13 protein-coding genes are annotated in these 10,254 nt (G+C 60.4%); 8 read left to right on the top strand and 5 right to left on the bottom strand.

The genetic code is table 11. The features are described from left to right. Together F7R19_RS28890 and F7R19_RS28885 are read left to right on the top strand one after the other, a co-directional pair. Positions 1-452 (top strand): porin (locus tag F7R19_RS28890; protein WP_150982913.1); only part of this gene is annotated, 452 nt, incomplete at its 5' end. A gap of 533 nt (positions 453-985) precedes the next feature. Continuing rightward, positions 986-1,282 carry a hypothetical protein gene (locus tag F7R19_RS28885; RefSeq protein ID WP_008642731.1) on the top strand — a complete coding sequence of 99 codons (297 nt, stop codon included), beginning with the start codon at positions 986-988 and terminating at the stop codon, positions 1,280-1,282. Positions 1,283-1,507: 225 nt separating this feature from the next. On the opposite strand, the gene F7R19_RS28880 is transcribed toward F7R19_RS28885, so the two are convergent. The 3 genes from F7R19_RS28880 to F7R19_RS28870 all read right to left on the bottom strand — a co-directional run bounded on the left by F7R19_RS28880 (position 1,508) and on the right by F7R19_RS28870 (position 3,323). Next, positions 1,508-2,086, bottom strand: coding sequence for a site-specific integrase (locus tag F7R19_RS28880; RefSeq protein ID WP_223277383.1), 579 nt, complete (start codon positions 2,084-2,086; stop codon positions 1,508-1,510). A 411-nt stretch (positions 2,087-2,497) separates the two neighbouring features. Further along, positions 2,498-2,707: a hypothetical protein gene (locus F7R19_RS28875; protein ID WP_008642736.1), complete on the bottom strand. Its 210-nt coding sequence runs from the start codon at positions 2,705-2,707 to the stop codon at positions 2,498-2,500. A gap of 199 nt (positions 2,708-2,906) precedes the next feature. After that, on the bottom strand, positions 2,907-3,323 hold the full coding sequence (locus F7R19_RS28870; protein ID WP_223277382.1) for a copper resistance protein CopE: 417 nt from the start codon (positions 3,321-3,323) through the stop codon (positions 2,907-2,909). 391 nt (positions 3,324-3,714) lie between these two features. Between F7R19_RS28870 and F7R19_RS28865 the strand changes: the two genes are divergently transcribed. Together F7R19_RS28865 and F7R19_RS28860 are read left to right on the top strand one after the other, a co-directional pair. Continuing rightward, positions 3,715-4,176, top strand: a complete 462-nt coding sequence (locus tag F7R19_RS28865) for a CzcE family metal-binding protein (RefSeq protein WP_011229397.1) — start codon at positions 3,715-3,717, stop codon at positions 4,174-4,176. A 122-nt stretch (positions 4,177-4,298) separates the two neighbouring features. Continuing rightward, entirely contained in the window at positions 4,299-4,535 is a 237-nt protein-coding gene (locus tag F7R19_RS28860) for a hypothetical protein (RefSeq protein WP_008652083.1), read from the top strand. Positions 4,536-4,644: 109 nt separating this feature from the next. On the opposite strand, the gene F7R19_RS28855 is transcribed toward F7R19_RS28860, so the two are convergent. Further along, a complete protein-coding gene (locus F7R19_RS28855; protein ID WP_008652084.1) occupies positions 4,645-5,910 on the bottom strand; it encodes a hypothetical protein in 1,266 nt (421 codons plus the stop codon). Between the two features lie 161 nt (positions 5,911-6,071). Here F7R19_RS28855 and F7R19_RS30545 point away from each other — a divergent pair, with 161 nt between their 5' ends. Genes F7R19_RS30545 through F7R19_RS28835 form a run of 4 tightly spaced genes read left to right on the top strand, consistent with a single transcriptional unit; the run spans position 6,072 to position 9,780 of the window. Further along, positions 6,072-6,344: a DUF2933 domain-containing protein gene (locus F7R19_RS30545; protein ID WP_008652085.1), complete on the top strand. Its 273-nt coding sequence runs from the start codon at positions 6,072-6,074 to the stop codon at positions 6,342-6,344. Further along, entirely contained in the window at positions 6,337-8,754 is a 2,418-nt protein-coding gene (locus F7R19_RS28845) for a heavy metal translocating P-type ATPase (RefSeq protein WP_150982912.1), read from the top strand. The genes F7R19_RS30545 and F7R19_RS28845 overlap by 8 nt, the downstream gene beginning before the upstream one ends. Positions 8,755-8,798: 44 nt before the next feature. Continuing rightward, on the top strand, positions 8,799-9,212 hold the full coding sequence (locus F7R19_RS28840; protein ID WP_011229399.1) for a DUF411 domain-containing protein: 414 nt from the start codon (positions 8,799-8,801) through the stop codon (positions 9,210-9,212). Between the two features lie 43 nt (positions 9,213-9,255). Then, positions 9,256-9,780 carry a c-type cytochrome gene (locus F7R19_RS28835; protein ID WP_011229400.1) on the top strand — a complete coding sequence of 175 codons (525 nt, stop codon included), beginning with the start codon at positions 9,256-9,258 and terminating at the stop codon, positions 9,778-9,780. A 94-nt stretch (positions 9,781-9,874) separates the two neighbouring features. Here F7R19_RS28835 and F7R19_RS28830 read toward each other — a convergent pair. After that, the coding region (locus F7R19_RS28830; protein ID WP_150982911.1) for a cupredoxin family protein at positions 9,875-10,254 on the bottom strand (380 nt) is incomplete at its 5' end.

Raw genomic sequence — 10,254 nt, 5'->3', positions numbered from 1 at the left:
CGGTCTATGACGAGTTCCGCGGCTCGACTGTGGCAACGGACGAACGAAAGGACCGTCGCGCGTTGGTGGGTGCGAGTTATGCATTCGGTCCCGCGAAGGCCTTCCTGGGGTATCGCTGGTTCAATGGTAACGCCGGCACGCTGGCTGCCAGCGGGGCTAACCTGTACTGGGCCGGTCTGCGCTACAGCATGACGCCGGCGCTGAGCCTGACGGGCGCTGCCTACTACACGGATACGCGCAACTCCAGTGCCGATCCGCTCATGTTCGTGGCGTCGGCCGACTATGCCTTCTCGAAGCGCACGGACGTCTATATGAACGTGGCCTATGCGAGGAACAAGAATGGCTCGCAGCTCGGCCTGAACGGCTACAACTCGCTTTCGGGTGCACCTACCAGTGTCGCGCCGGGCAAGAACCAGGTTGGCGCGGTCATCGGCGTACGTCACAAGTTCTAATCGAATTCTTCAAGATCGACACTCCCTTGCTAACAACAAGAGAGCTTGAGGCCACCATATCGGTGGTCCTTTTTTTGTACACATTCATAGAGACATTGCCGTATTCCGGAAATTATTGACGGTATAGAATTTAAAAACGTCTTGACGAATATGTCATGCCATCGTGGCGGTCGGGATTCATAACCTTCTGAACTGCTACTACTATCCGCTCTACAGCCAACTGCTGGTAACGGCAACAACACGAGTTACCTTCCTGCGGCGGGCATCACGCTGAAGGCGATGTATCAGCACCGCTTGTGAATGCGCGGCAAGGTCTCCTTGCCTTGTCATCCGTCGGATCCACTATTGCGGGCCGGATAGCCGGGATGCCGCGGTGAGGCGGCTGGTCGCTGATGTGTCCGTAGCGCCGCAGGAGCACGAGGCAGTGTGGCTGGAGTCGCGAAGCATCTCAATGACAGACAGCCCGGATGTCAGGCTTGGCCGGTCACCTCTTGCCATCTCAGCTAGAGATGACATAACGAAGCACAGCCCCGGTGATTCGGTTACCACGGCGCGGCTACAGCGGGGCGCCATCAGAAGACGACAGGTATCTTCCCGCGTTCGCGCCATCGCTGCACGTCTTCACCGTGTGGGGCGCCACGTGGCTGCACGCCTCGGATCTGCTCGGCAGCACAGCCACGCTCAAGCTGTATGGTGAGGCCGGGGCGGCCTGCGCCATGGCATGCGAGGCCAACAAGGCCCCGGCAGCGGCCATTAGTATGCATCGTCGGATCATCATGGTTTTCTTTGCCGCGCTTATGCACGGCTTCTCCAGCCTGCGAACACTGTAGTTTCCCGTGCCTCACGCAAGCATGATGCGCGCGTTACGATCCTGTTAAGCTCAGGCGCGGCAATGTGCCCCTGGGCCTATCGGCTTGCAGCTCGATGCCGGTAGCGGCTTGGTGGCGAGCGCTAGGATGCGGCCAATCGCGGATTTCCTTTGACGTTGCTTCGCGGTGCAGGCGCGCTCAATTCAGGAAGATCACGCCATCCGCGAAAAGCGCAAGCTCAGCATGCTATCGGCGGATGGTCTGGGCGAGGCGGTCCGCTGTCCGATTGCTCGATAGTCCGAGGCGTCGCGTGATTTCGTCACGCCGCAGCCCCTGGAGGAGGGCGCGTCGGCAGTACGTGTTGCGTAGAATCCGCGGGCTCATATCCACCACGTCGAAGCCGATGGCATCGAAGGCCTCGCGTACGATCTTCCCAAGACTCATGTACGTGATGGGGGTGCCGGTGCGCTTTAGGGTGAACAGCAGGTCGCCATAGACGGGTGCCTTGCGGCGGATGGCCAGCCATGCTGACAACGGCGCGACGGAAAAGGACTCAAGGTCGATGGTGCGAGGCAATTTCTGGGATTTCGCCGGCACATGCAAATAGAGGGGCGCCGCGTCGGGGAGCAGGTCTTGCACGCGGGTCATTCTACCCTCGCCGGCAGTGACACCCGTGCCGAGAAAAAATGCAACGATCGCGCGGCATCGCAGTTGCGTGGGGTTGTCGCCGCTTAGTGGTTGTACGAATTCCTGCAGGCGTGCATCCACTTCCTCGGAGAGGTAGAGGCACTCGGGATCGTCCTGAAGCCATTGGTCGGCCAACATCAGCTCCGCAACAGGGTTGGCTGCACGCAGGTCAACGAGGACCAGGTGGCGGCACAACCTGTCCAACAGTTTGAGAAAGCGCAACCGGGCGGCCGTGTCGGCGGCCCCTGCCGGTCACAGCTCGTAGCTCGGCGTTCGTAGCGATACCTGTCGATAGGTCGATGCTGTGCCAGTCCCCAGTCCCCAGTCCCCAGTCCCCAGTCGTCTGGAGGATCGTTTCGCAAAAAAAAGAGCGGTTGCCCAGATCGAAGCAACCGCTAAGGGTTCCACCGGGGGAACGGCAGATTTCAAGGATATCGGACCCAGCGATGCGAAGACGAGGGCCAGTGGAGGAGTGGGCCGATATCGTGTCCTGTGTTCGTACAAGTCAGACGCCGCGAGGCTGGCATCTTCGCTGCATTCCTGGATGGGCTATTTCGCGATGTCTTCTCCCACGCGATGCTCAATCGTTGCACCACCGCCGTACACATCGAAGTCCGCGGCTTTGGCGCCGTCCGTGTACGGATCCCTCGGTCGATGAATCTGTCCACGCTCAGCATTGCGCGCGGTTTCTGCAATGGCGCTGCCGATACCGATGATCGAGACCATGAGAGCGAACAGGGCCGCAGTGGTGCGTTTCATGAGTTGCCTCCTGTTGAGTTCTATTCAATATGATCCGGTCCCCCTTTGGACAAGGATCGTCTGCGCGTGTGCCGGAACGCAATGGGCACGACGGTCGGGGGCGCGATACGCCCTAGCAATTCGACAATGTCAGTCTAGTCCGGCCAACCGAACCTACAGATGACCCTCCCATTACAACTGCAGAAAGCTTTGGGGTGAACTAGGTCTCGTTGCGAGGAGCTGCAAATCGGCGGCGATCTTCAGCGATTACCCATTTCGCGAGCGCGGAGTCGGACAACTGTGTCGCACACAGGCCGTACCACTGGCGAATGGCATCCGCCCAGATTCTTCTCTCGGCGGCTAGCGACGCGAGGTAGAACTGGAGCTCCGCCGGCAATCGGGCAGGATGCCCGTCTTTGCTGCCGATCGTCAATTCATCCAGAGCTCGCTGCAGGCCTTCGCGTCTGTGCGCCCACCACGCGTCTTTGCCGCGCTCCGCCAGCAAACACTGCAAATGGGCTCGCAGGGCGACGACCTTGGACCAGGTGACGACAGGCAGTTCGTCGTTGCTGCTACGTAGCCAGCTCGACAGCGCGTCGACGTCAGGTTCTCCCGCACTTCCGAGGAGGCCTGGCATGTATGAAGCCATCGGCGAGACGGCGTCCTGGAGCAGTTCACGGCTAACGGCCGATGGCAGGGACCGCAGCCACTCGATAAGAGCGTAAGGCGGTGACAGGGAAATTGGGGTGGGGCAAGCCATAAGCATGTTGAAGCAGCAAAAAAAGGTTCTCGTCCTTCGGTCTGAGATGGGCATCGCATCGGTGCCACTAGCCCGTCGGAACAGGTCACGATGCATCGTGACGCGAGGCTTTGGCGTAAGCGTCTGGAAGGCTAACGCAACGCTGACAATCTCGGTTGCGCTATTCGCGGAGCTTTCCGAGTTGTAACGGGTGGGTAAGGTGTTCGTATGGGCTGGATGGCTAACATCGTTGGCAAGGGTTAGGCCCGAAACTTATAAGGAGAACATCATGACATCTCAAAAGCCCTCGATCGCGTCGTTCATGCTCGGCGTCGCCGCACTTCTCGCAACCTCCGTTGCATGGAGCGCTGACAAACTCGAATCCACCAACCCAGCCGGGTGGTCACAGCAGGCCCAGATTCAAGTGGCTGCACAGCATGATCATGGCGCCAGAGCCGGTCTCTCTTCGTTGTCCGCTATCAAGCCCGGTCCGGAGGCTTCCCTGTTCGGCAGCGAGGCGCCGGCGGGAAGCACCTCGCGCGTCGTCGACGTTGCGCCGGGCCTGAAGTATGTGAATGTCGATTCGGGCGAGACCGTAACGTTCAAGAGTGGGGCGAGCGAGATCACTTTCGCTTTTGCGCAGTTGGACCGTAACAAGGCCGTTGCCCTCAACGTGCTCTTCCCGGAATTGCCTGGTGGCCAGGGCGTCTGGGTGTACATCGAGCAGAGCGAACTCTACATCGGCGGTTGACCCGGCGACAGTGCCAACAGCGCACCTGTCTGTTTTGTCATGTTCCGGTCAGGCTGGGGTCGGCAACCGTCACGTAAGCTGTATATCAACGGTTCGCTGAACCCAACCTCTTGGAGATTGCGATGAAAACGCTGAAGAAGAGTGTCCTGCTGGTGCTGGCAGTCGCCACGCTTGGTGGAACGGCAGGAGTCGCGAACGCCGGGGTAACTTCCCCGCGCGATCCCTATACTGATGGCGGCCACTCGATGGGGGGGCGCGATCCGTTCACGGATGGTGCGCATTCGATGGGCACGCGTGACCCGTTCACCGACGGCGGACATTCCATCGGAACCCGCGATACGTTCTCTGACGGCGCTTGATCGTCAAGGTCCTGGCTGAGACGGCACGCGCCCATGGCGCACCGAATAAGGCTCGGTGTCGTCCATGGGCGTTGTGCATTCTGGAGCCCCGCCGGCCGTGAAGCGCGAACTACAAGGATTTGGCGATCGCCTCGATCGGCTTGATGCCCATGCCAAAGCGTGCGATGTTCTCCCGATGCTCGCGAAGGCTGGAGTATGGGACGTATCGCATGTTGAGTTCCGCGACACGGCTGAATGCCGGCCGGCTGAGTTGCGCACGGACTTCCGCTTCGCGGTTATCTGGCGCCACGAGGAATAGATGTTTGGTGGCGGATTGACTGGTGCCCAGGGCAAGATCCAGCAGCCGCACGATGCCGGAGTAGATCGATGTCGAATGCTCGACCTCGAACGCGGCGGCCACCTCAAGGGTTGCGGGATCCAGCCAGACCGCGTCGATCAGCGGGACCGTCTCACCGCCCGAGACGAGCAGCGTCGCCGGTAAGGCGGACAAACACCCAAGACTAAGGGGCTCGCCATTGTATTCGCGCCCCCGGTCGTTGGTCGCGATCCAAACCGCGTAGCCGAGCGACTTCCCGAGATCTCTTAGCCAGCCTTGGACTTCGGTATGCGTGGCATCTTCAAGTTTGTCTGCCTGGATCTGCTTGGCGAGTGCGGACGCCTGTTCCCTGACCTTGGCCAGATCGTCTTCCCACGCGCTGACCTCGCCGGGCAGATCGTTGCATGGCGGAGCGGGATAACGCCCTGTGCCGACGTCAAATAACAGGCCGGCCAGCGCGCCAAGATCATTGGAAAGGACATCACGATAGCGATGATTGAGCGCCAGGATGCGATCGCGCATCGCAAGGTAGTGATCCCACTTGCCCAGCTTGACTGCCGCACCGGTCAGGGCGTTGTAGCCGTTCACGATCGCTGTATTGAACGGTGGAAGCAGGGTGGGGTGGATAAAATAGAGCAGGTTGGCGACGGCGGGGCCGAGGCCTTTGATCCCCACGCCGCTCAGTCGCTGGATCGCGGTGAGCATCTCTGCTTCGGTATCGCAACAATTGCACGTGTGAAGCAACCTTGCGAACGCACGCTGGTTGTCGGCGTTCTCGTAAATATCGGGAATGCGCAGTTTCGGCTTCCAGAGAAACGCGTGATCGGCACCCTTGAAGATCTGCCGCTGTTCGGCAACCGAAGCGACAACGGTCTCCAGCGACGATCCTCGGTACGCATTGCCAAAGGTGCCTGCGTGAATTTCCTCGACGACGGCGCCGATCCCGCGCCGGATGGATCTGAAATTCTTGAGGCGTTTAGGCCAGAGGAACCAGGTTTGATAGGTGCCGCTTGGATCGGATTTCCAGCGTTCGATGAGGGTTCGGGTGGTGTCTGTCATGGCGTCACTTTTTTGCCGGGCAGTGTATCACCGCGGACCCGGAATACTGTGCGCCAAAACGATCGCAAGCGAACTTGACCTTCCCATGGCGGGAAGGATTATGGTGTATCGAGTTAGCGTTGTCGGGTCGTGGCTTGGCTAATTGTCTGAAAGGTGACGTCATGGATTCCCACGTAGTACAGGATGCTGGGTCGAAGACCGGGTTCAACCGGCGTGCGATTGCGGGGCTTGCTCTTGGGGCCGTGTCGATCGTCGCGCTCGCTTTCGCTGCCTCGGACTGGAAGCGGCTTGCATCGATGTTGCCTTTTGGGCTAGTGTTGCTGTGCCCGTTGATGCATTTCCATCACGCCGGGCGTCACCGGAATTCATCCTCGGCGAGAGGTAACGAGGCAAACGAACAGCGCGTCGGAATACAGGAGTCGCACAATGAATGACCGTAGCCCGCTCCCGCCACACGAGCACTCTGCGCACGGCGGAGCGTCGCCAGGCGATCATGACGCGCATCATGACCATTCGCATGCCGGGCATAGCTCGCAATGCGATGGCAATCGCGCGTCCGAGGCCGACTTGAAAGATCCGGTGTGTGGAATGGCCGTATCGACGGAGTCAAAATTCCGAGCCGAACACGATGGCAAGCAGTATTACTTTTGCAGCAACTCCTGCCATCAGAAGTTTCTGCAGGAGCCGGCGAAGTATGTGGGGGTGAAGACCTCTGATACCACGGAACCGGTTGCCGCGCCGGAAGGGACCATCTACACGTGCCCAATGCACCCGGAGATTCGTCGGGATCGTCCCGGGAACTGCCCGAAGTGCGGGATGGCGCTGGAGCCGCTGTTGCCGGATATCGAGGACGGCGAAAATCCAGAGCTGACGGATTTTCGACGCCGCTTCTGGTGGACGCTGCCGCTGACCGCAGTCGTCTTTGTACTCGCGATGTTCGGGTCTCGGCTGGGCTTGATGTCACCCGACATGCAAAGCTGGATGGAGTTTGTTCTGGCGACGCCGGTCGTCCTGTGGGCGGGCTGGCCATTTTTCGAACGCTGCCTGCAATCGTTCGTCAATCGCAGTCCGAACATGTGGACCCTGATTGGGCTGGGAACTGGTGCTGCCTATATCTATAGCGTGGTGGCGACGATTGCGCCGGGCGTTTTCCCGCCCGCGTTCGCCGCGCATGGGCGTATTGGCGTGTATTTTGAGGCCGCCGCGGTCATCATCTCGCTCACCCTGCTCGGGCAGCTTCTTGAGCTCAAGGCGCGCTCGCAGACCTCCGCCGCAATCAAATCGCTGCTCGGGCTCGCTCCGAAAACAGCCCGGCGCATTAGCCCCGACGGACAAGAGGAGGATGTGGCCCTGACCCACGTTCACGTGGGAGACCTGTTGCGGGTCCGGCCCGGCGAAAAAGTACCCGTGGACGGCGTCGTCACGGAAGGTAGCAGCTCCATCGACGAATCGATGATTACGGGCGAGCCGATGCCGGTTTCAAAGCGCGCGGGTGACCACGTCATTGGCGCGACGATCAACACTTCGGGCAGCCTGATCATTCGGTCGGAGAAGGTCGGTGCGCAGACCATGTTGTCCCAGATCGTCCAGATGGTTGCCCAGGCACAGCGGTCGAAGGCGCCGATGCAGCGCATGGCGGATCGCGTTGCTGGGGTATTCGTGCTCGCAGTCATTGGTGTGGCGGCGGCCACGTTTCTCGCGTGGGGACTCTTCGGCCCCGAGCCGAGTTGGGTATTTGGCCTGATCAACGCGGTCGCCGTGCTGATTATCGCGTGCCCATGCGCGCTTGGATTGGCCACGCCGATGTCCATCATGGTCGCAAGCGGTAAGGGTGCTGCGAACGGCGTGCTATTTCGGGATGCGGCGGCGATCGAAAACCTTCGCAAGGTTACCGCACTGATTGTGGACAAGACCGGTACATTGACCGAGGGCCGACCCGCCTTTGCGCGATCTGTGGGGATCAACGGCTATGGCGACGAAGAGGTGCTGTGGCTCGCCGCAAGTCTTGACCAAGGGAGCGAGCATCCGCTAGCCGCCGCGCTGGTTTCCGCCGCACGGGATGCAGGGTTGACCCTGGAGAAGGCAGAAAATTTTGAATCAAGCACAGGGATTGGCGTTCGAGGCAAAGTGGGGGGGGAAAGGCTGGCCATTGGCAACACGGCGCTCATGGAGGAGGAGCGTGTCCAGGTTGAGCCGTTGCGTGCGCAAGCCGAGGACCTGCGCGCACAGGGAGCGAGCGTCATGTATCTGTCCGTTGACGGCACGCTGGCTGGGCTACTTGCCGTGTCGGACCCTATCAAGCACTCGACACCAGAAGCGTTGCAGAGTCTGCGGGACGAGGGTATCCGCGTGATCATGGCCACCGGTGATGGCCTCGCCACAGCGAAAGCGGTGGCCACCAATCTGAACATTGACGAGTTCCGTGGGGAAGTGAAGCCCGCCGACAAGCTTGCGTTGGTGACGCAACTGCAGGACGCTGGCGACGTGGTGGCCATGGCGGGTGACGGGATCAATGACGCACCTGCACTGGCCAAGGCCGATGTGGGTATCGCCATGGGCACCGGGACCGATGTTGCAATGAACAGCGCCCAGGTTACCCTGGTCAAGGGCGATTTGCGCGGCATCGCCCGGGCCCGAAACCTCTCGGAAGCGACGATCCGTAACATGAAGCAAAACCTGGCATTTGCCTTTGTCTATAACGCGCTTGGCGTGCCCTTGGCCGCTGGCGTCCTGTACCCGTTTACCGGGTTGCTGCTGTCCCCCATGATTGCGGCGCTCGCGATGAGCCTGAGTTCCGCATCGGTGATTTCCAACGCGCTGAGGCTCAGGCGGACGGCTGTCTGACGCGAGCCGATCGTTGTTGCAAGTTCTGTACAAGGAATATTTTAATGAAATACCTGTTTGCCGCTGCCATCCTGGCAGGAAGTGCCGCGTCGTATGCCGCGGCGCCTGCCATGACGGTCTATAAGGATCCTAACTGCGGTTGTTGCGAAGAGTGGGTGAAGCACATCAATCAAGCCGGCTTCCCCCCCAAGGTGATCAACTCGACGGATGTGACCTCGGTAAAGACGCGGCTTGGGGTGCCGGCCTCATTCAGTTCCTGCCACACCGCCGTGCTGGAAACTAGCGGCCAGGTCATTGAGGGGCATGTGCCGGCCTCCGCTATCCAGAAACTGGTGGCCAATCGCGCAGTCAAGGGCGTCGCAGTGCCTGGCATGCCGACCAACGCACCGGGCATGGGCAAGCTGAACGGCGGCCTGGTCACGGTGGATTTCCAGGGCAAGCCCTTCTCCCAAGATTAAAGAAATCAGAGCTGGCGGCACCAATGCCGCCAGACAATGCTGCATGGAAGAATCCAACAAGCCGCGCTGGAGGATCATCGGCCTCCTGGGGTTAGGTACCGTCGCCGCGACGGTCATCGCGCTGCAGGCCAAACGCTATCTGGAGACACCGCAAATCCCCGATCGGGCACGGAGTGGGCGTGAATTGCGCATCGACACATCGGATTTACAGCGGGTGGAGCGAGGCAGGCAGCTATATGCGCAGGCATGTGCGGCGTGCCACGGTGCCAAACTGGAAGGGCAGCCGAACTGGCGCGATAGGCTGCCAAGTGGGCGGCTGCCGGCCCCACCACACGACGCGTCAGGCCATACCTGGCACCATGCGGACGCGATACTGTTCTCGCTCACGAAGAATGGATTGGTACCAGGCGTCTCTGCGCCGAGCAATTATGTCAGCGACATGCCGGCCTTCAAGTCGTCGATGTCAGACGAGGACATCGTTGCAGTACTGGCCTACATCAAAAGCACCTGGCCAGAGAAGATGCAGGCCGCCCAGCGCGAGGCGACCAACGAGTACATCGGTCGCTAGCCTGTCGAGAAACAAGAACGGCCTCCATGCCTGTCGTCATCACAGGTTGGAGGCCATCGGTCAGTTTGGCGGGAGTGGTTAGTCGCGTGCCGCGCTATTTTCTCACAACGACCTTGCCGACCATACCGGCTTCGAAGTGGCCGGGCACCAGGCAGGCGAAATCGACCGTTCCAGGCTTTTCAAACCGCCAGACGAGAGTTCCCTGTGCGCCCGGTGCGAGCGTGAGCTTGTTCGGGGCAGCGTGCTTTTCGCCGGCCATCTCCCGCATCATTTTTGCATGCTCTTTCAGTTCGGCCGTCGTGCCGATCACCATCTCGTGCTCGATCATCCCGGCATTGCGTACCTGAAACCGGATGGTGTCACCCGCTTTCACCGGGATCGCGTCGGGCGAGAATCGCATGGTGTCGTTCATCGTGACGTCCACCGTACGCGTGGCCTTGGCACTAACGCCAGGTTGTCCTGCGACCGATGCAG

It is taken from the genome of Cupriavidus pauculus, assembly GCF_008801835.1.
Taxonomy (GTDB): Bacteria; Pseudomonadota; Gammaproteobacteria; order Burkholderiales; family Burkholderiaceae; genus Cupriavidus; species Cupriavidus pauculus.
The sequence above is the reverse complement of the archived record's forward strand: the minus strand, read 5'-3'. Positions and strand labels throughout refer to the sequence as shown.

Bases quoted from the DNA above. Each gene is read 5' to 3' on its own strand.
- F7R19_RS28845 (WP_150982912.1), top strand. From the start codon at position 6,337: ATGAATGACCGTAGCCCGCTCCCGCCACACGAGCACTCTGCGCACGGC.
- F7R19_RS28875 (WP_008642736.1), bottom strand. From the start codon at position 2,707: ATGAAACGCACCACTGCGGCCCTGTTCGCTCTCATGGTCTCGATCATC.
- F7R19_RS28840 (WP_011229399.1), top strand. From the start codon at position 8,799: ATGAAATACCTGTTTGCCGCTGCCATCCTGGCAGGAAGTGCCGCGTCG.
- F7R19_RS28835 (WP_011229400.1), top strand. From the start codon at position 9,256: ATGGAAGAATCCAACAAGCCGCGCTGGAGGATCATCGGCCTCCTGGGG.
- F7R19_RS28855 (WP_008652084.1), bottom strand. From the start codon at position 5,910: ATGACAGACACCACCCGAACCCTCATCGAACGCTGGAAATCCGATCCA.
- F7R19_RS28880 (WP_223277383.1), bottom strand. From the start codon at position 2,086: ATGTTGGCCGACCAATGGCTTCAGGACGATCCCGAGTGCCTCTACCTC.
- F7R19_RS30545 (WP_008652085.1), top strand. From the start codon at position 6,072: ATGGATTCCCACGTAGTACAGGATGCTGGGTCGAAGACCGGGTTCAAC.
- F7R19_RS28865 (WP_011229397.1), top strand. From the start codon at position 3,715: ATGACATCTCAAAAGCCCTCGATCGCGTCGTTCATGCTCGGCGTCGCC.
- F7R19_RS28860 (WP_008652083.1), top strand. From the start codon at position 4,299: ATGAAAACGCTGAAGAAGAGTGTCCTGCTGGTGCTGGCAGTCGCCACG.
- F7R19_RS28870 (WP_223277382.1), bottom strand. From the start codon at position 3,323: ATGCCAGGCCTCCTCGGAAGTGCGGGAGAACCTGACGTCGACGCGCTG.